Origin of the sequence: Variovorax multivorans (genome assembly GCF_051216835.1) — a bacterium.
Taxonomy (GTDB): Bacteria; Pseudomonadota; Gammaproteobacteria; order Burkholderiales; family Burkholderiaceae_C; genus Variovorax.
In genome coordinates this window covers 111,485-131,318 of the sequence record NZ_JBPJZL010000016.1, presented here as the reverse complement: position 1 = coordinate 131,318, position 19,834 = coordinate 111,485, and the positions used below count along the sequence as shown (strand labels likewise).

Genomic DNA, 19,834 nt, shown 5'->3' with positions numbered 1-19,834 from the left:
GTTCGGGTTGGTGAAGGAGGGCACCACGCAGTCGGCCAGCAGGTCGGCTCCGCTCTTGCGCATGCGCTCGATGTACGGGGCTACGCCGGCTGCGATGGCGGCATCGAGATACGCAGGCTCGCAGCCGTCGACGCACACCACCACGACGGGGCGGCTCATCCAGCGGTAGCTGCGGGCATTGACTTCGAGTGTCTCCGGTGTCATTTCAGACTTCCTTTTGGGGTGGGTTGTTCGATGCGGTCGCCGCGTCGGAATCGGCGCGGCCGAAGGCCTTGTGCATGCGCGCGCGGCTGCCCGCGACGTGCTGGCGCAGCGCGCGCCCTGCTGTGTCGGGGTCGCCGCTGGCAATGGCGTCGACGATGTCGCGGTGCTCGTCGGCCGACACGCGCAGGCCGCCGCCGCTGTCGAGCGCACGCATTCTGAAGAGGTGCAGCTCCTTGACCAGGCGCTTGTAGGTTTCGGTGAGCTTCTTGCTGCCGGCCGTGTCGAGCAGGATCTCGTGAAACTGCAGGTTGAGCTGCGCGTACTGCTCCACGTCCTGCGCCTGGGCCGCCGAACGCATTGCATCGAGCATGGCGCGCAGGCGCTCGACCGCGTCGGGCCTGATGGCGAGCGCCACGCGCCGGCCGATGATTTCTTCCAGCGCCTCGCGCAGTTCGTAGATTTCGTCGGCTTCCTCGAATGCGATCTCGCGCACGAAGACGCCACGGTTCTTTTCGTTGCGCACGAGGCCGGCCTCTTCCAGCGCACGCAACGCCTCGCGGATAGGGCCGCGGCTGGTGTTGAAGCGCTGCGAGAGTTCGCTCTCGTTGATACGGCTGCCCACGGGGAGCTCGCCCGTCATGATCAAACGCTCGATTTCTTCCTGCATCAGCATCGGCAGCGAGCTGGACTGGAGAAACGCGAGGGCGGCGGAGTGATTGCTGGTGACCATGGGGCGTATTTTCCCCGAGGATTGAAAACTGTCAACAATTTTTTATTGACAGTCTTCAATCAGCAATCTACATTGCGATCACCGGAGCTTGAGCAATGCCAACTGCCGGAGCCCGCCACTCACTCACCCCTGTGACAGCAAGCCATTTCAGGAGAAACAGATGACGATGAAACAAAGCACGCGCCGTCTCACCGCGGCCCTGTGCGTTGCGGCGCTAGGCCTCATGGCCGGCGGCGCCGCCTGGGCGCAGAAGACTCCGCTCCTGGTCTACACGGCGCTCGAGACCGACGCCATGAAGCTCTACAAGGACGCCTTCGAAAAAGCCAACCCCGACATTGAAGTGAAGTGGGTGCGCGACTCCACCGGCATCGTCACCGCCAAGCTGCTGGCCGAAAAAGCCAACCCGCAGGCCGACGTGGTGGCCGGCCTGGCCGCCAGCAGCCTCGCGCTGCTGCAGCAGGAAGGCATGCTCCTGCCCTACGAGCCCAAGGGCTTCAAGGACCTGAACCCCGCCTACTCCGACAGCGCCCGCCCGCCGGCCTGGGTGGGCATGGACGTGTGGGCCGCCACCATCTGCTTCAACCGCGTCGAGGCCCAGAAGCTCGGCCTGCCCAAGCCCGAGAGCTGGAAGGACCTGGCCAAGCCCGTCTACAAGGGCACCATCTCGATGCCGCACCCGGCCTCCAGCGGCACCGGTTATCTCGACGTGTCGTCATGGCTGCAGAACATGGGCGATGCAGAGGGCTGGAAGTACATGGACGCGCTGCACCAGAACATCGCGCAGTACGTGCACTCGGGCTCCAAGCCCTGCAAGCAGGCCGGCGCGGGTGAGTTCCCCATCGGCATCTCGTTCGAGTTCCGCGCGCACCAGGTCAAGAAATCGGGCGCGCCCGTCGACCTGATCTTCCCGAAGGAAGGCCTGGGCTGGGACATCGAGGCCACCAGCATCATGAAGACGAGCAAGAAGACGGAACAGGCCAAGCGCTTCGCCGACTGGATGGCCAGCAAGGAGGCCAACCAGATCACCTCCACATGGTGGGCGGTGGTGGCCTACCCCGGCGTGGCCTCGAAGCTCGAAGGCATTCCGGACAACTACGAAAAGCTGCTCGCCAAGAACGACATCAACTGGGCAGCGAAGAACCGCGAGCGCATCCTGGCGGAATGGAGCAAGCGCTACGAAGGCAAGGCTGAACCCAAGTAGGCCCGACGGCATTCCCCACGACTTTCAATCCGCGGGCGCTGCCGCAGTGGTGACGCCCGCCAACGACGAGTGCGAAAAATGGATATGACCGACACCAAGTTCATTGCCAGCCCGGTGCCTGCTAGCGCTCCCGCAGCGCTCGAGATCGTCGGCGTTCGCAAGGACTTCGAATCCTTCAGCGCGCTGCGCGACGTACACCTGCGCGTGAACCCGGGCGAGATGCTGTGTTTTCTGGGCCCCTCGGGCTGCGGCAAGACCACGCTGCTGCGCATCATCGCGGGGCTGGAAACGCAGACCGCCGGGCAGATCCTGCAGAACGGCAAGGACGTCTCGTGGCTGCCGCCGGACCGGCGCGACTACGGCATCGTCTTCCAGTCGTATGCGCTCTTTCCCAACCTGTCGATTGCCGAGAACATCGGCTATGGGCTGGTCAACAGCCGCGCCAAACGAGGTGAGATCAAGACACGTGTCGAAGAACTGCTGAAGCTCGTCGGCCTGCCGACCTCGGGCAACAAGTACCCGAGCCAGCTTTCGGGTGGCCAGCAGCAACGCGTTGCACTGGCCCGCGCGCTCGCCACGCGCCCCGGCCTCCTGCTGCTCGACGAACCGCTGTCGGCGCTCGATGCGCTGGAGCGCATCCGCCTGCGCGGCGAAATCCGCCGGCTGCAGAAGCAGGTCGGCATCACGACCATCATGGTCACGCATGACCAGGAAGAGGCGCTGTCGATGGCCGACCGCATCGTGGTCATGAATCACGGCGTGATCGAGCAGGTCGGCACGCCGATGGAAGTCTACGAACAGCCGGCCACGCCCTTCGTGGCCGATTTCGTCGGCAAGGTCAACGTGCTGCGCGCGGTGGCGCTGGGCAACCACCGCTTCAAGGTCGGCGACATGGAGCTGCAGTGCGACGCCTGCGACGGCGCCTTCGAGCCCGGCGAAGCGGTCAACCTCTACCTGCGCCCCGAAGACCGCGCGGTCGAGCACCTGGGTGACGACACGGCCAACCGCCTGCAGGCGCTGGTCACCAAGGTCGAGTTTCTCGGCGGCCTGTGCATCGCCGAAGTGACGGCCGATGCGTTGCACGGACAAACGCTCGGCCTGCACTTCTCGCTCAACCAGCTGCACGACCTCGACATCCGCGAAGGCAACACCATCGACATCGCGCTGCGCGCCAATCGCATCCGCGCCTTCTCCGCACGCAGCCCGAAGCCATGAACACGCTGGCACACCCCCGTCCTGCGTTCGCCGCGCGACCGGCCATGCGCTGGAGTCGCGACGAGACCATTGCCCGGGTCATCCTGTTCGTGGTGATGGCGATGCTCTTCGTGTTCCTGATCGCACCGCTGGCGACCATCCTGGCCCATGCGGTGCAGGACAAGGACAGCCGCTTCGTCGGCCTTGCCCACTTCATCACCTACTTCCAGACGCCGAGCCTGCTGCGCGCGGCATGGAACTCGGTCTGGGTTTCGGCGGCGGTGGTGATGATCTCGGTGCCCACCGCCTTCGTCTTTGCCTACGCGCTCACGCGCAGCTGCATGCCGGCGCCGCTGAAGGCGGTGTTCCGCCTCATCGCGCTGATTCCGCTGCTGGCGCCATCGCTGCTGTCGGCCATTTCCTTCGTGCAGTGGTTCGGCAACCAGGGCGCGCTCAAGTTCCTGCTGGGCGGCACGTCGATCTACGGTGCGCCCGGCATCATCCTGGCCGAGGTCTACAACACCTTTCCGCATGCGCTGATGATCCTGGTCACCGCGCTGTCGCTCGCCGACGGTCGGCTGTACGAGGCGGCCACTGCCCTGCGCACGCGGCCGTTTCGCCAGTTCATGACCATCACGCTGCCCTCGTGCAAGTACGGCCTCATCAGCGCGGCCACCGTGGTCTTCACCTACGTGGTGAGCGACTTCGGCGCGCCCAAGGTGATCGGCGGCAACTTCAACGTGCTGTCGGTCGATGTGTTCAAGCAGGTGGTGGGGCAGCACAACTTCTCCATCGGCGCGGTGGTGGGCATGCTGCTGCTGCTTCCATCGATCATTTCCTTCGTGATCGACTACGTGGTGCGGCGCAAGCTGAAGGCGCAGCTCACGGCCCGCTCGGTGCCCTACAGCCCCAAGCGCCGCAAGCTCGCCGATCCGCTGCTGATGCTGTTCTGCGCGGTGGTGTGCGGCCTGCTGCTGGCCACCATCGGCATGGCGATCTACACCTCGCTGATCTCGCTGTGGCCCTACGACCTTTCGCTCACGCTCAAGCACTACCACTTCGTGCTGGTCGAAAGCGACATGGCCGCGGCCTACGGCAACAGCCTGATCGTTGCCATGGCCACCGCCGTGGCAGGCTCGCTGATCGTCTTCGTGGGCGCCTACCTGATCGAGAAGACGCGCAACCTCGGCCTGATGCGCAAGGGCATGCACCTGATGGCGGTGCTGTCGATGGCGGTGCCGGGCCTGGTGCTCGGGCTGGGCTACGTGATGTTCTTCAACCATCCGGCCAACCCGCTGAACTTTCTCTACCAGACGATGGCGATCCTGATCATCTCGATGGTGGTGCACTACTACACGTCGAGCCATCTCACGGCCGTGACGGCGCTAAAGCAGATCGACAACGAGTTCGAGGCCGTGTCGGCCTCGCTCAAGGTGCCGTTCTTCAAGACCTTCCTGCGCGTGACGGTGCCGGTGTGCCTGCCGGCCATCCTGGATATCGGGCGCTACTTCTTCGTGGTGTCGATGGCCAGCCTGTCGTGCGCCATCTTTCTCTACACGCCGGAGACCATCCTGGCCTCGGTCGCGATCATGCATCTGGACGACGCTGGCGACATCGGCCCGGCCGCGGCGCTGGCCAGCCTGATCGTCGTCACCTCGACCATCGTGTGCATCGCCTACTCGCTGCTCACGCGCGTGCTGCTGTCGCGCACGCAGGCCTGGCGCAACCTGAGCCGCGGTTGAACGGCGGCCCCTCTCTCCTCCCCTTCCTCTCATTTCTTTCCCTGCCTGGAGACATCATGAGTCAAGCCCCCTACCCCATTCTTCTCACGCCCGGCCCCTTGACCACTTCGGACCGCACGCGCCAGGCGATGCTGCGCGACTGGGGATCATGGGACGCCGACTTCAACCAGATCACCGCGCGCATCCGCAAGCATGTGCTGGAGATCGTGCACGGCACCGGCACGCACGAGTGCGTTCCGCTGCAGGGCAGCGGCACCTTCTCGGTGGAAGCTGCCATCGGCACCGTCGTGCCGCGCGCCGGCCACGTGCTGGTGCCGAACAATGGCGCGTATTGCCAGCGGCTCGCCAAGATCTGCAAGGTGCTCGGCCGCAAGCTGACCACCATCGACTACACGGAAGAAAAACAGGTCTCGCCGGCCGACGTTGACCGGGCGCTCGCAGCCGACCCAAGCATCACCCATGTCGCGGTGGTGCACTGCGAAACCGGTGCCGGCGTGCTCAACCCCCTGCACGAGATCGCGGTGGTTGTCGCCAGGCACGGCCGCGGGCTGATCATCGACGCCATGAGCTCCTTCGGCGCGCTGGAGATCGATGCGCGCAAGACGCCATTCGATGCGGTCGTCGCCGCTTCGGGCAAGTGCCTCGAAGGCGTGCCGGGCATGGGCTTCGTCGTCATCAAACGCAGCACGCTCGAGAAGTGCGAAGGCAACTGTCACTCGCTGAGCATGGACCTGTACGACCAGTGGGTGTACATGGAGAAAACCACGCAGTGGCGCTTCACGCCGCCCACGCACGTGGTCGCCGCGCTCGACGCCGCCATTGCGCAGTACATCGAGGAAGGCGGCCTTGCGGCGCGTGGCGGGCGCTATGCGCGCAACTGCAAGGCGCTGATCGAAGGCCTGGCTTCGCTGGGCATCCGCAGCTTCCTGGAGTCTGCCATCCAGGCGCCGATCATCGTCACCTTCCACGCGCCCGACGATGCCAACTACGACTTCAAGACCTTCTACCAGGAGGTGAAGAAGCGCGGCTACATCCTCTACCCCGGCAAGCTCACGCAGGTGGAAACCTTCCGCGTCGGCTGCATGGGGCATTTCGGCGAGGCAGGCATTCCGGGCGCGGTGGCCGCCATCGGCGAGACGCTCAAGGCCATGGGCATCAGGCGCGTCACCGCACCCGTTGCCGCCTGAAGGCATTGCAATGAGCGACGAAACGCCACGCCGATACATCCTCACCCTCACCTGCCCGGACCGCACGGGCATCGTGGCGGGCGTGGGCAGCTTCATCGCGAGCCACGGCGGCCTGATCACCCAGGCCGCACAGCACGGTGACGCGCTGCACAACCGCTTCTACATGCGGGTGGAGATCCAGGCCGACACGCTGCCCTTCTACCTGGACGAACTGCGCGAACGCTTCGCGCCGGTCGCGAAGCAGTTCGACATGGAGTGGAGCGTTTCCGACAGCTCGGTGAAGAAACGCATGCTGGTGCTGGTGAGCAAGCTCGACCACTGCCTGAACGACCTGCTGCACCGCTGGCGCAACAAGGATCTGCACTGCGAAATTCCGTGCGTGATCTCCAATCACAACGACCTGCGATCCTTCGTCGAGTGGCACGGCATCCCGTTCTTCCACGTGCCGGTGACGCCCGACACCAAGACGCAGGCCTATGCCGAAGTGGAGCGGCTGTTCCGCGAGTTCAGCGGCGACTTCATGGTGCTCGCGCGCTACATGCAGGTGCTGTCGGACGACATGACCCAGCGCCTGCGCAACCGCATCATCAACATCCACCACAGCTTCCTGCCGGCCTTCGTCGGCGGCAAGCCCTACCACCAGGCCTTCGAGCGCGGCGTGAAGATGACCGGCGCAACCAGCCACTACGTGACGGCCGAGCTCGACGCCGGCCCGATCATCGATCAGGGCGTGATCGACATCGACCACGGCAACTCGATCGAGGAGATGGTGCGGCTCGGCAAGGACATCGAAAAGAGCGTGCTGTCGCGCAGCGTGCGCCTGCACCTGGAAGACCGGATCCTGGTCCATCGCAACAAGACGGTGGTCTTCAAGTAACCCTCCATCAACCAACGAGTCCTCCGACACATCATGGCGACGCCACTTCCCTCCCATGCGCAGGTCGTCATCGCGGGCGGCGGCATTGCCGGCTGCAGCGCGGCCTACCACCTCACCCAGCTCGGCTGCACCGACGTGATCGTGCTCGAACAAGGCCAGCTCACCTGCGGCACGACCTGGCATGCCGCCGGGCTGGTCGGCCAGCTGCGCGCGAACCGCAGCATGACGAAAATGAGCCGCTACGGCATCGACCTGTATGCCTCGCTCGAAGCCGAGACGGGCCTGGCCACCGGCTGGAAGCAGTGCGGCAGCATCACGGTTGCGCGCACGCCCGAGCGCATGACGCTGTTGAGACGGACCATCGCCACGGCCCGCAGCTTCGGCATCGAGGCCGAGTTCATCACGCCGGCCGAAGCGCTGGAGTTGTGGCCGCTGATGCGCATCGACGATCTCGTGGGCGCAGTCTGGCTGCCCGGCGACGGCAAGGCGAACCCGACCGACCTCACGCAGTCGCTGGCCAAGGGCGCGCGCAACCGCGGCGCGAAAATTTTCGAGGGCGTGCAGATCACCGGCACGATCATCGAGAACGGCCGCATCGTCGGCGTCGAGACCAACCAGGGCACGGTGCGCTGCGAGAGCTTTCTCAACTGCGCCGGCCAATGGGCGCGCGAGCTGGGCAAGATGTCGGGCGTCAACATCCCGCTGCACTCGGCCGAGCACTTCTACCTGGTCACCAAGGAGATCGAAGGCGTCCACCGGGACCTGCCGGTGCTGCGCGACCCCGACGGCTACATCTACTACAAGGAAGAAGTCGGCGGCCTGGTGATGGGCGGCTTCGAGCCGGTGGCCAAGCCCTGGGGCATGGACGGCATCCCGCCGAAGTTCGAGTTCCAGCTGCTGCCGGACGACATGGACCAGTTCCAGATCCTGCTCGACGAAGCGGTGCACCGTACGCCGGCACTGGAGACCACCGAGATCAAGCTGTTCCTGAACGGCCCCGAGAGCTTCACACCGGACGGCAACTTCATCCTCGGCGAAGCGCCCGAGGTGCGCGGCTATTTCGTGGCCGCCGGCTTCAACTCGGCCGGCATCGCCAACGCGGGCGGCGCGGGCAAGCTGATCGCCGAATGGATCGTCGGTGGCGCTGCGCCGGCCGATCTGCTCGACGTGGACATCCGCCGCTTCGCACCCTTCAACAGCAACAAGCGCTGGCTGAAGGACCGCACGGTGGAAGCGCTCGGGCTGCATTACGCAATGCGCTGGCCGCGCCATGAGCTGGAGTCCGGACGGCCGCTGCGCCGCTCGCCGCTGTACGACAAGCTCAAGGCCAAGGGCGCGGCGTTCGGCAGCAAGCTGGGGTGGGAGCGCGCAAGCTGGTTCGCGTTGCCGGGCAAGGAGGCGCAGGCCCGCTATGGCTTCGGCCGGCCCGACTGGCTCGATGCCTGCATCGAAGAGCAGATGGCGGTGCGGCGAGACGTGGTCGTCTTCGACCAGACTTCGTTCGGCAAGCTGATGGTGCAGGGCCGCGACGCCGAACTGCTGCTGCAGCGCCTGTGCGCCAACGACGTGGCGATACGGCCCGGCAGCATGGTCTACACCGCGCTGCTCAACGAGCGCGGCGGCTTCGAGAGCGACCTCACGGTGATGCGGCTGGCGGCAGACTGCTTCCTCATCATCACCGGCTCGGCGCAGCCGTACCGCGACATCGGCCACATCAAACGCCACCTCCAAGCACACGAGCATGTGACGGTGACGGATGTGACCTCCAGCTACTGCACCCTCACGGTGACCGGCCCGAAGGCACAGCAGTTGCTGTCCCGGGTCACGCCGCAGGACCTGGGTAAGGAGGCATTCCCGCAATCGGCAGTGATCGAGATCGATGTCGGCTACGCGCGCGCACTCGCGGCCAAGGTCTCGTACGTCGGCGGTCCAGGGTGGGAGCTGTACATCCCGACTGAGATGGCGGTGCATGTGTACGACACGCTGTTCGACGCGGGCACCGACCTGGGCCTTCGCGACGGCGGCTACTACACGATCGACGCCTTGCGCATCGAGGCCGGGCGCCGAGCCTTCGGCCTCGAACTTGGGCCGGACGAAAACCCGTTCGAGGCAGGCCTGGAATTCGCGGTCCAGCTGGACAAGCCGGTCGCCTTCATCGGACAGGCCGCGCTCGCGAAGATCACACCCGAGCGGCTCTCCAAGCGGCTGATGATGTTCACGCTGAACGACCCGCAGGCCTTCGCATGGGGCGGCGAACCGATCCTGCGCAACGGCAAGGCCGTCGGCGAGCTGACCTCCACGGCTTACAGCGCGGTACTGCAGCGGATGGTGGTGATGGGCTACGTACGCAGCGCCGAACCACTGACGAGGGAAGAGGCAATGCACGGCGAGTACGAAATCGACATCGCCGGCCAGCGCTTTGCAGCCACGCCGCAATCGCGGCCGCCTTACCCCTCGCTCATCAAGGCTGCGCTCGAACAGCGCGGATAGCGGAAACCAACCTGATGCCACCCTGAAGGCGGCGCAACCCCAGGGCCTATCCGCTGGCCTTGACGGCCTCCACCAGATGCCGCACGAAGGCTTTCGCGGCATCGGGCAGCGAGCGGCCGGCCATGGTCTCTATCTCCAGGTGCCGCTCGTTCATTTCGCGATCTTTCACGGGGAGGGCGACCAGTGCCTTGCTCTGCAGCAGCGTGCGTATCGACAGCGGGCCGTAGAAGGCGATGCTGCCGCCACCAGCGGCTGCAAAGCTCAGCAGCGCATTCGCGTGGTTGCTGGACATGGCCTGTGAATAGCGCAGCCCCTGCCGGGCGCAGCTTGCGTCGAGCAGGCGGCGTATGGAGCTGTCTTCCTGCGGCAGCCCCAGCGGATACGCGACCACCTGGCGCAGCGACAGCTGCCGCTGCTGCGCCAGCGGGTGGTCCCTGGCCATCACGGCCAGGATAGGGCTGGGGTACCGCAGCTGGATCTCGATGCCGGGCTCGGGCGCGGCGCTCAAAGTGATGCCCACGTCGGCCTCGCCGTCGCGCACCTGGCTCGAAATATCGGCGGGCGAGCACACCTCTAGGTGAAAGCGGATGCCCTCGTGCTTGCGGCGGAAGTCCGCGATCAGCCTGGGAATGAAGTCGAAGGCAAAGCCCTCGGTGCTCGCCACGCGCACATGGCCGCTGCGCAGGCCGCGCAGGCCGGCGATGTCGTTCGTGACCCGCTCGATGTCCTGTTGCGCGCGCTTGGCATGCGCCGCCAGCAGTTCGCCCGCGGCATTGGGCACCATGCCGCGCGCATGGCGCTCGAACAGCAGAGTGTCGAGTTCGCGCTCCAGCCGCGCCACCTGCCGGCTCACCGCCGAGGGCGCCACGTTGAGCTTGAGCGCTGCCTCCTTCACGGAGCCGGTTTTCACGACCTCGAGAAAGTAGCGCACCGCGGTCTCCTGCAAGGCACGAAGCTGCATGAATTTCTCCTGTGGCGTGGCCTGAAACGGATTGCGTGAATTGCCGATTCGGCAACGCAGAATTCTAAACATTGCGCTTGTGACACTGGCATGACGCTCCTAGGATGAACCTGCCCTCTCCCGATCCCCATCGAAATCCCCCGTCGAAATCCAGGAGTTCCCGATGAACCGTCTCCCGCTCATGGCGCGCATGGCACTGGTATGTGGCCTCGCACTTGGCGCCCTGCCGCTGACCACGCCTGCCGCCGCGGCGGACTTTCCCTCGCGCCCGATCACGCTGGTCATTCCGTTCCCGCCTGGCGGAGCGACGGACGTCAACGGGCGCGTGATCGCTCAGCGTCTGGCCAAGGAGCTCGGCCAGCCCGTCATCATCGAGAACCGCGCGGGCGCCGGCACGGTGGTCGGCGCAAGCTATGTGTCGAAGGCCGCGCCCGACGGCTACACGCTGCTGATCAGTTCGGGCTCGACGTTCACCGTCAACCCCGCCATTCGCGCCGCCCTGCCCTACGACCCGGTGAAGAGCTTCGACCCCATCGGCATCGCGGGTCGCGTCGCGCTGATCCTGCTGGCGAACAGCGAGGTGCCGGTGCAGACGGTGAAGCAGTTCGTCGATTACGTGAAGGCCTCGCCGGGCAAGTATTCGTACGGCTCCTTCGGCACCGGCACCACCGCGCAGTTCGCCGGCGAAACCATGCTGCATGCCACCGGCCTGAAGATGACGCACATACCCTACAAGGGCAGCGCGCCCGCAATGACCGACCTGATGGGCGGCCAGATTCCGTTCAGCATCGACACGGTGAGCGCGGCGATCCCGCAGCTCAAGAGCGGAAAGATCAAGGCCATTGCGCTGACGACTGCGAAGCGCTCCGCCCTGCTGCCCGACGTGCCCACCTTCGCCGAGAGCGGTTATGCCAGCGTCGACATGGACTCGTGGCTGATGATCGCCGTCCCGAAGGGCGTGCCCGCCGACGTGAAGGCCAAGCTCGAGAAGGCGCTGGCCACGACCATCGCCGACCCCGAAACGCGTACCAAGCTGCTGGGCCAGGGGCTGGAGCCGGCGTTCAGCAGCAGTGCCGCGTCGAGTGAGCTGATCAACCGCGAACTGCCCTTGATGCGTGCCGTTGCGGCTCGCGCAAACATCACAGCCGACTGATGAACCCGACGAACAACACTTCCCGCGACACCAGCACTGAGCTCGTCGAAAAATCCGCCGTCGAACTGCGCCGCCTCATCGGCAGCAAGGCCATCTCGCCCGTCGAGCTCCTTGAAGCATGCATCTCGCGCATCGAGCGCGTGAACCCCTTCGTCAACGCGGTGACCGCAACCTGTTTCGAGCGAGCGCGCAACGAAGCCATGGTGGCCGAAAGCGCCGTGATGCGCGGCGACTCGCTCGGCCTGCTGCACGGCCTTCCGCTGGGCGTGAAAGACCTGGAGCCCACCGAAGGCCTGCTCACGACCTGGGGCTCGACGATCTACCGCGACCACGTGCCCACGGAAGACATCGAGCTGGTGGCCCGCCTGCGCCGCGCGGGCGCCATCGTGGCGGGCAAGACCAACGTGCCCGAGATGGGCGCGGGCGCCAACTCGCGCAACGACGTGTGGGGCGCCACGGGCAACCCCTTCAACCCGAACCTGAATGCCGGCGGCTCCTCGGGCGGCTCGGCGGCCGCGCTGGCCTGCGACATGCTGCCCGTATGCACCGGCTCCGACACCGGCGGGTCGCTGCGCATTCCGGCAGCCAAGTGCGGCGTGGTGGGCTTCCGGCCGTCGCCGGGCATCGTGCCCAGCGTGCGCAAGCCATTGGGCTGGACGCCCATTTCGGTCGTCGGCCCCATGGGCCGGACGGTGGAAGACGCCTGTCTGCAGATGGCGGCATCCGCCGGCATGCACGCGGGCGACCCGCTGAGCTATCCGCTCGACCCGATGTCTTTTCTGGCGCCCGCGCAGGTCGACCTGGCCGGCCTGCGCGTGGCGTGGACCGAAGACTTCGGCACCTGCGCCGTGGACGACGGCATCCGCGCCACCTTCCGGCAGAAGATCGAGGCCATGCGGCACCTGTTCCGCCGCTGCGACAAGGTCGAGTTCGACATGGGCGAGGCGCACCGCTGCTTCGACGTGCTGCGTGCCGAAGCCTTCGTGGCGGGCATGCAGGCGGCCTACGAACGCGACCCCGCCAGCCTGGGGCCCAACCCGCGCGCGAACTACGAGATGGGCGCGCGCATGAGCCTGCTCGACAGCGCCTGGGCGCAGGCCGAGCAGACGCGGCTCATCAAGCGCTTTCAGACGACCTTCGCCGACTACGACCTGGTGCTGTCGCCAACCACGCCGGTGTCGCCCTTTCCGTGGACGCAGCTGTATGCCGGCCACATCAACGGCGAGCAGCAGGCCAACTACTACCGCTGGCTGGCGCTGACCTACGTGGTCACGCTGACCACGCACCCGGCCATCTCGCTGCCCTGCGGGCTCGACCACGCGGGCATGCCCTTCGGGTTGCAGGTGGTGGGCGGCTTTCGCGCCGACCACCAGGTGCTGGGCGCCGCGCGGGCGATGGAAGAAGCCTTCTCGGCCCACGCGCAGCTGCGCCGCCCCCGGCCCGACCTGGCCTCGTTGCGCATGGCCGAACCCGCGCTGACTTCGATCGTCAAGACGCCGCCGGTCTTCGACCGTCGCGGTACGAGGGCTGCCGCGGCGTCTGCCGTCTGAGGGAGCCGAGTCGCCAAGGCGCGGGGGAAGCCTTGCCATGTCGCACGCGGGTGCGTCAAATGCCGGGCATCTTCACTCACAGCCTCAGGAGAACCATGGCCATCGACACCCTCGCCACCTGGCACCGGCTCGTCAAGGAACGCGACGTGGCGGGGCTCGACGCCCTGCTCGACGACGAGGCCGTCTTCCACTCACCGGTGGTGCACAAGCCCCAGGTCGGGAAAGCCATCACGCAGAAGTACCTGGCCGCGGCGTTCCAGGTCTTCTTCAACGAGAGCTTTCGCTATGTGCGCGAGCTGCGGTCCGCGAACGACGCCGTGCTCGAATTCGCGCTGGAGCTGGACGGCATCCAGATCAACGGCGTCGACATGATGAAGTGGAACGACGCAGGCAGGATCACCGAGTTCAAGGTGATGCTGCGTCCCCTGAAGGCGGTGAACCTGATTCACCAGAAGATGGCGGCGCAGCTCCAGGCGGCGCAATCCTAGTCAATCCTAGTCAGTCAGCGACGACCTGCAGGCTACCCTGCACGCTGTACGCCCGAACGCACATGCGGGTCAGCTGCACGAGAAAGCGGAACACGGTCGGCTCGCTCAGGCAGTCCGGCGTGATCGCCATGATGTCCTTGCGGAACTCCATCAGCCGGTCGCCGGACATCGCCATTTCGGCGGAGGCGCCGTAGTAGTTCTTCCAGAAGTCCTGCAGCAGGCCGCGCTTGACTTCGTCGATCACGAGCGTGTAGCCGCGCTCCCAGACCTCTTCGTCCATGGGCAGGCAGTCGACGCCGGGATCCTCCGGGCGGGCACCTGGGGGCACCAGGAACACGCGCCGCATGGCGACTCTTTCAACGGCGGTTTGCGAGTGCATCGCCGGACTCCGGAACTTCAGCGGTGATGGCTGCCTCAGCGGCATGGGGTATTGCAACATGGCGTGGCTTTCTCATGATCGTCATCCTCGGCGGAGGCGCACGTTGTGTGACAGGCTTGGAAGTTCAGGCCGCGAGCAGTCGCAGGCGGCTCGCGTTCGAATGGGCCAGGCTCTCCGGCTGGTCCCAGGTACCGTCTGCGTTCAGCGTGGTGGTCAACGCGTAGACGCCCGCCGGGAATGGCAGCTCCAGCGGGTTGTTGACCGTGCTGACGTCGATCACGCCGCCTTCCTCGTAGTCACCGTAGGCGATGAAGTACTTGGGACGCGGCGAGAAGGCCAGGTTCTGATTGGGGCGCGCCTGCGCCGCATACACCGTGCTGCCCCCCATGGTCACGCCCACGGCGGCCGCGGACCTGAGCGGGATGTTGGGCGATTCGGCGAGATAGAAGCGGGATTGGTCGGGCCCCTGGGTGGGGTTCACGAACCGGTAGGCGCCGTTGTAGTCCAGCGTGATCTTGTTGTTCAGGCCGCTGGGGTCGTAGGTTTCAGTGGCGATGAACTGGATGCCGGGCTGCAGCTCGCCCGTTTCGGCCCAGGAGAAGCCGGTGTCGATGCTCCACTGGAACTTGACGCGCGAAGTCGGGCTCGGGTTCGAGAACTTGGCGAACCAGGCCAGCGACAGGGCATTCGGCGCCCATTGCGTCGGGTCGTTCTGGAACACCATGAAATAAGCCGAATGGCTCGCATGGTTGTTGACCGTGACGGAATAGATCATTCCCATGACAACTTCCCGGAAGTGGTTGATCAGCCAGTTCATGCCGCGACGGCGGCACCGAACTTGACGTCACTCTAGGGAGCGCAGGGATCGAATGGAATTACAGACGATTACACAGGTTGTGCACCGCCCTGGATCTCGAAGGGATAGTTGCCCAGCCGCACGGTCCCGCGACGCCGCTCGACCAGCGGCGGCTCGGCCAGATGGGGCGGCAATGCATTGAGGATCTGGTGCTTGGCGCGAAAGATCTGGATGTTCACGTACGAGGGCTCCACGCCCAGCATGCGCGACAGTTCGTCCAGCCCGATCCAGCCCTGGCTCTGCGGCGCGATTCCTCTTTGCGCGTCTTTCTGGCGCACGCGCGCGAGCGTGACGAGGGTGTAGTGATGGATGCGTTCGCCGAGCGACACCGACTTGCCTTCTGCCACCAGGCTCAGGCTCGTGTGCTCCTCGTTCTGGCTGACATTGAAGTGCAGCGCGACATCCGCCGATGCAGAGCCCGGCGCCGACGGCGTGATCGGGTTCTCGGAAGTGAACGCGAGGTCGTCGCACAGCACGAACTCCCAGGTGCGAACCGCGGTGCGGACCATGGCGCCGTCGCTCAGGGGCTCGATGCCGTCGATGTGCTCGAGCATCCATCTGCCGTCCTGGAAATACACGTTCACTTCGGGCTGGTGCTCGTCCGGCAGCAGGTTTTCGCGCAGGCCCAGCGCCAGCGGGGCAACGCCTCCATTGACAGGGAAAAGGCAGGTGACCGGCGGTGCCAGGTCGACCGCGGTCCAGGCCGTTTCATCGCCTACGCCCATGCGGACTTCGGCGCCCACGGGCAAGGCAGTCCAGCGGCCGCTGGGCAGGCGTTCGCCGTTCACGGTGGTGCCATTGCGGCTCTGGTCGACGATTTCCCATGTGTGCCTGTTCCACCGCACCATCGCATGGACCTGCGACACATCCGGCGCCTTCAGCACCGTCTGGCACGCCGAGGCGCGGCGGCCGAAGGCGTGCACGGGTCGCAGCATGATGGCGCGCTCGTCGAGCTTGTTCCTGAAAATGGCCATCGGCTTTCCCTTTTCTCCTTCTCTTGAAATCGGACCGTATCAGACGTACAGCGCCTGCGGATTCAGGTCGCTTTCGCACACCGGAGTGTCGCGCCATCCCATGGCGACTGGAACGCGGTACAGACGCGGATTGCCCAGCTCAGGCCAGATGTGGCACAGCCCCGGCACGACCACCTTCACAGTGTGCAGGGGAATGTCGGGGCGCGTGTGGTCCAGGACGATGGCTTCCAGGCCGAGCGCGGCGGCAATGGCAACGCAGCGCCGGATCTCCTCGGCGATGTCCGTGCGCGCGGCCGGCGTCGGCGCGACGTTGCCCGCGCCCGACGGCATGAGAAAGCGCAGCGGGCCTTCTTCCCTGGCTTCCCCGGCGGCACGCTGCATCGCGAAGGTCTTGCTCGCCGCGATCAGCTGGCTCATTTCGGTGAGCGCGCGCTCGCAGGCCAGCGCGCGATCGGGGCTGCAGCCGAAGCCGATGGCCCACGCGCCCGTCTGCAGATGCCGGCCGATGGCAACCGCCACCGGAATGCCGAAATCGTGGGTGATGTCGAGCACCCAGCGCTCCCATTGTGGGCCGCAGGTGCGTTCAACGCGCTGGCGAATTTCGTCGGACAGGCCACCAAGGTCGATGGCCGGCCTGGGAACTTCGCCGTACCACCAGATGGCGGCGGCATCGCGCTCCACCAGTTCGAGAAAGCCCTGCAGGATGGCTTCCTCGCGCGTGTTTCCAGCAGCGCAGCCGTTCGATGTCCAGCTGACGTGGCGCTGGCTTTGCGCCGGCGCGTGGGCGAAGCAGAAGGCCAGCGGCAGGTAACAGCGTTCATCGGCCGTGAGCGACCAGGCAGGCGTCCACCACGCGGGGCCGGACGACACGGACGACGCCACGGCATGCGGGGGCTTGTGCGCCGTGTCGAATCGCTCGCGTTGCCGGTCGCTGAAGAGCGCCAGCGCCTGCGGCTGGATGCAGCGCGCATCGAGGTCGTCGGCGAAGGCCACGACCGAGGCTTCGTCGCCCTGATGGAAGGCGGCATAGCGTTCGACCGCCTCGCACAGCGCGCTGGCGCGGGACTGGTCCATCGACATGCCCTTGCCGAGGCAGATCTGGGTCAGCGCGCCGGGCAAAAGATCGTCGCCGGGCGGCGGCGTCCTGAAGATTTCGCTGCGATAGACCGTCAGCGCGCCCTCGGACTCGGCGTTCAGCGGCGCGATCTGCGCGATCACGCCGCACAGCGGGCTGACGTGTGGCGCCAGCCGCTCCACCGTGGCCGAGGCCGGCACCGTGCGCCAGCCGCCATCGCGCCGGCCAATGGGCAGACCTGGCGCCAGCGTGATGCGCTCGCGTTGCCGCTGCGCCACGAGCCCCGGCGTTCCGCAGTGCGGGCACTGGGGGCGGGCAGCGACGGAATGCGGCTGCGGCGAATCAAGCGTGCGCACCTGCGCGTCCGCGTGCGTGGCGATTTGCCGCGCGATGGGCAGCAACTGGTCGAGGCGTTCGGCGACGAGCCGGTCGCCTGCCCGCACCGGCAGGCCGCTGCCCGGGATGCCATGCCGCGCCTGCCACCAGGCGCGCGCCGGCCGGTTCCTGAGCCAGCGGTGCGCGAGGCAATGCCAGCAGGGGCCGACCGTTGCCGCGCCCAGCCTGAAGAATGGGCCGACCATGGCCTGTTCGCCGGTGGGCTTGACCAGCAGCCAGGGACGCCCCGAGGCGCGCTGCTGCGCATCGATGGTGCCGAGCCGGGGGTCGAGGTAGTCGTCGCAAAAAACGAGGGCGAGGCTGGTGTCGGCGAACGCCTGCGCCCAGCCGCTTGCCACGTCGTCGCGCATGGCGTTCGACAGCGCGATGACATCCACATGTGCGGAGAGGGCCGTGCGCACATGCACCGCAGAAAAATCAGGCACGAGGTACGGCTCGCCGCCGTCCATCGCAACAGGTCGCACGAGCCCCTGGCGCGTCAATGCTTCGAGCGCATGCAGCATCTGCGCGAGCAGCGCGGCCGCGCCTTCGTTCCGGCAATACGTGGCGAGGCTGACGCCCTCGCGCAGCACGCGTTCGACGGCCATGACGCCCGGCGAGCCGAGCACCAGCAAGTCGTTCTCGCTGGGCAGCAGCAGGCGGTCCTGCAACACCACCGGCGGCAGGTACTTGTCGTGCCAACGGAAAACATCGCCGAAGAAATCCGGCGCCGCCGCAGCGCTACTCATCGTCTTTCAGGCCCAGCGCGAGGCGCACGACGCCATAGGGCCAAGCGCCTGTCGTGGCCCGGAACGCCGCCTCGAACAGCCGATGCTGTTCCGAGAATTGCGCGTAGATATGGTCTTCGGACAGCACCCGCATCGACGGATGCAGGCCTGCGATGCGGGCGCCATCCTCGAAGCCCGACACCACTGGCAACCGCATGCCGCCCACTTCCATGGGCATGCGCGCGAACATCGGATGCACGTGGTCGAGCACGACGACACATGGCGTCGCGCTGTGTTCGAAGCGCCCGGCCAACCGGCGCAGAAGCGCCTCCAGCGGCGCCTGCGGCAGGTAGGGGCAGACGCCTTCCAGCATCGCGAGCACGGGCCGCTCGCCGGGCAGGCCGGCGGCGTCGAACCACGCGTCGTCGAGCACCGAGCATGCGAGATCGCTCTCGCCCTCATGGCGTGCAATGTGTTGCGCCCGCAGGCTGATGGCCTCGGGCAGATCGACGTTCAGCCAACGGGAACCCGCAGTCACGGCGGCTCCGAGGCGGCTGCGCCGGGTGCACAGCCCCGCGCCCAACGTGATGCACAGGCCGGTCGGATGGGCCGCGAGGAACTCGGCCGCATAGCGGTCGAACAGTGCGGCACGCAGGACCACACTCCTGACGAATGCCGCGTCCGTCGCATAGGCCGACAGATCGAAGGGCAGCGACGCCGCGATGCGTCGCGCCTCGGGATCGGAAAACACCGACGCATCGGCCACGCTGCCGGAGTCGGCACGCGCGGCCAGCGTCAGCAGGAGCGTGGCCGAGACGCCTTGCAGCGCGCCCGTGGCCTGCCCCTGTTCGGCAGCGGACTCAGCAGGTGAAGGGATAGGCGTCGCCCGTGTTGTTGTACGAGGTGAGCGCGATCGGCCGCATGTCCACTTCCACCGGTGCGGTCGGGTAGTTGAGGAGGATGCCGTTCTTGATCAGCGAGCCGTCCGCGTTCTTCAGATTCCATTCGCCCTTTGCCGCATCCCACGTGAAGGCGGAATTGGTCGTGAACAGGATCTTGAAGTTGAACGGGTTGTTGTAGCCCAGCCATTGACTCAGCACGGGCGCCTTGTCGGTATCGGGGTCGCGCGTCAGGTCGAAAAGGAACTCCGGCGACTGCCATGCGAGCGCAATCGCGCGCAGCACCACACCGCCGAACGCCAGCAGCGAACCATCGCCGCCGCCGGGAATGCCGAGGCCGGTGGGCAGTGCGCCACCCACGATGCCGGGGGGCGGCACGGGTGCTTCGAAGGCAGCAGCGGAGCCCATGAAGTTCGGGAACAGCTGGTAGTAGGCGGCCAGAGCCTCCGTGGCATGCGACGACGGCGCCTGCGGCAGCACGATGACGAAGGAGTCGTCGGGGCCGACCCAGCCGGAGGTCAGCACCGGCTTCCATTCGGCGCGCATGTCCGGATTGGGGCTCTGGAAAAGCCTCACGTCGAGTTGCGGCCACAGCGTCGGCAAGCCGAAGTCGCGGTGCAGCATGGGCTGGATGTCCTGCGAGTCGAGCAGTTCGCGGCGGTAGGCATCGTCCTGCCACGATTTGGCAATGCCACGCAGGTAGGCAAGACGGAATTCGAGCAACGGTTCGGCAGCTTGGCTTTGAAAGGTCATGGTGACTTCATCCTTGGT

At 66.3% G+C, this 19,834-nt stretch carries 17 protein-coding genes and 1 pseudogene; 9 read left to right on the top strand and 9 right to left on the bottom strand.

Going from position 1 to position 19,834, the window contains the following annotated elements:
• A pseudogene (locus tag ACSFCA_RS31135) lies at positions 1–204 on the bottom strand (phosphonoacetate hydrolase); the annotation flags it as partial.
• Position 205: 1 nt separating this feature from the next.
• Positions 206–934 carry a phosphonate utilization associated transcriptional regulator gene (locus tag ACSFCA_RS31130; RefSeq protein WP_435462119.1) on the bottom strand — a complete coding sequence of 243 codons (729 nt, stop codon included), beginning with the start codon at positions 932–934 and terminating at the stop codon, positions 206–208.
• Between the two features lie 160 nt (positions 935–1,094).
• Between ACSFCA_RS31130 and ACSFCA_RS31125 the strand changes: the two genes are divergently transcribed.
• The 6 genes from ACSFCA_RS31125 to ACSFCA_RS31100 all read left to right on the top strand — a co-directional run bounded on the left by ACSFCA_RS31125 (position 1,095) and on the right by ACSFCA_RS31100 (position 9,625).
• Entirely contained in the window at positions 1,095–2,135 is a 1,041-nt protein-coding gene (locus ACSFCA_RS31125; RefSeq protein ID WP_093058824.1) for a putative 2-aminoethylphosphonate ABC transporter substrate-binding protein, read from the top strand.
• Between the two features lie 78 nt (positions 2,136–2,213).
• The gene (locus ACSFCA_RS31120) at positions 2,214–3,350 is read left to right on the top strand and encodes a putative 2-aminoethylphosphonate ABC transporter ATP-binding protein (RefSeq protein ID WP_435462120.1); all 1,137 of its coding nucleotides are present in this window, start codon (positions 2,214–2,216) and stop codon (positions 3,348–3,350) included.
• Positions 3,347–5,071 carry a putative 2-aminoethylphosphonate ABC transporter permease subunit gene (locus ACSFCA_RS31115; protein ID WP_435462121.1) on the top strand — a complete coding sequence of 575 codons (1,725 nt, stop codon included), beginning with the start codon at positions 3,347–3,349 and terminating at the stop codon, positions 5,069–5,071. Before ACSFCA_RS31120 ends, ACSFCA_RS31115 begins: the two co-directional genes overlap by 4 nt.
• A gap of 56 nt (positions 5,072–5,127) precedes the next feature.
• A complete protein-coding gene (locus ACSFCA_RS31110; RefSeq protein ID WP_435462122.1) occupies positions 5,128–6,258 on the top strand; it encodes a 2-aminoethylphosphonate--pyruvate transaminase in 1,131 nt (376 codons plus the stop codon).
• Between the two features lie 10 nt (positions 6,259–6,268).
• Entirely contained in the window at positions 6,269–7,135 is an 867-nt protein-coding gene (gene purU / locus ACSFCA_RS31105; RefSeq protein WP_258353595.1) for a formyltetrahydrofolate deformylase, read from the top strand.
• 33 nt (positions 7,136–7,168) lie between these two features.
• Positions 7,169–9,625: a GcvT family protein gene (locus tag ACSFCA_RS31100; RefSeq protein WP_435462123.1), complete on the top strand. Its 2,457-nt coding sequence runs from the start codon at positions 7,169–7,171 to the stop codon at positions 9,623–9,625.
• Between the two features lie 46 nt (positions 9,626–9,671).
• Here ACSFCA_RS31100 and ACSFCA_RS31095 read toward each other — a convergent pair whose 3' ends face one another.
• Positions 9,672–10,586, bottom strand: a complete 915-nt coding sequence (locus ACSFCA_RS31095) for a LysR family transcriptional regulator (RefSeq protein ID WP_258353593.1) — start codon at positions 10,584–10,586, stop codon at positions 9,672–9,674.
• 163 nt (positions 10,587–10,749) lie between these two features.
• On the opposite strand from ACSFCA_RS31095, the gene ACSFCA_RS31090 reads away from it, so the two are divergent.
• From ACSFCA_RS31090 to ACSFCA_RS31080, 3 genes are all read left to right on the top strand, one after another.
• Positions 10,750–11,739 carry a Bug family tripartite tricarboxylate transporter substrate binding protein gene (locus ACSFCA_RS31090; RefSeq protein ID WP_258353592.1) on the top strand — a complete coding sequence of 330 codons (990 nt, stop codon included), beginning with the start codon at positions 10,750–10,752 and terminating at the stop codon, positions 11,737–11,739.
• Complete coding sequence (locus tag ACSFCA_RS31085) at positions 11,739–13,289, top strand: amidase (RefSeq protein ID WP_435462124.1); 1,551 nt, start codon at positions 11,739–11,741, stop codon at positions 13,287–13,289. The genes ACSFCA_RS31090 and ACSFCA_RS31085 overlap by 1 nt, the downstream gene beginning before the upstream one ends.
• 95 nt (positions 13,290–13,384) lie before the next feature.
• Positions 13,385–13,777 (top strand): nuclear transport factor 2 family protein, encoded by a 393-nt coding sequence (locus ACSFCA_RS31080; RefSeq protein ID WP_093058832.1) that lies wholly within the window; start codon positions 13,385–13,387, stop codon positions 13,775–13,777.
• 10 nt (positions 13,778–13,787) lie between these two features.
• Here ACSFCA_RS31080 and ACSFCA_RS31075 read toward each other — a convergent pair whose 3' ends face one another.
• From ACSFCA_RS31075 to ACSFCA_RS31050, 6 genes are all read right to left on the bottom strand, one after another.
• Complete coding sequence (locus ACSFCA_RS31075; RefSeq protein ID WP_258353590.1) at positions 13,788–14,156, bottom strand: hypothetical protein; 369 nt, start codon at positions 14,154–14,156, stop codon at positions 13,788–13,790.
• A 124-nt stretch (positions 14,157–14,280) separates the two neighbouring features.
• A complete protein-coding gene (locus ACSFCA_RS31070; protein ID WP_258353589.1) occupies positions 14,281–14,973 on the bottom strand; it encodes a hypothetical protein in 693 nt (230 codons plus the stop codon).
• 68 nt (positions 14,974–15,041) lie between these two features.
• Positions 15,042–15,986, bottom strand: a complete 945-nt coding sequence (locus ACSFCA_RS31065) for an FHA domain-containing protein (protein ID WP_435462125.1) — start codon at positions 15,984–15,986, stop codon at positions 15,042–15,044.
• A 39-nt stretch (positions 15,987–16,025) separates the two neighbouring features.
• Positions 16,026–18,185 (bottom strand): TOMM precursor leader peptide-binding protein, encoded by a 2,160-nt coding sequence (locus tag ACSFCA_RS31060; protein WP_435462126.1) that lies wholly within the window; start codon positions 18,183–18,185, stop codon positions 16,026–16,028.
• Positions 18,178–18,930, bottom strand: coding sequence for a class I SAM-dependent methyltransferase (locus ACSFCA_RS31055; RefSeq protein WP_435462127.1), 753 nt, complete (start codon positions 18,928–18,930; stop codon positions 18,178–18,180). The genes ACSFCA_RS31060 and ACSFCA_RS31055 overlap by 8 nt, the downstream gene beginning before the upstream one ends.
• A gap of 94 nt (positions 18,931–19,024) precedes the next feature.
• Positions 19,025–19,816 (bottom strand): BMA_0021/BMA_0022 family TOMM bacteriocin, encoded by a 792-nt coding sequence (locus tag ACSFCA_RS31050; RefSeq protein ID WP_258353585.1) that lies wholly within the window; start codon positions 19,814–19,816, stop codon positions 19,025–19,027.
• Positions 19,817–19,834 lie beyond the last annotated feature (18 nt).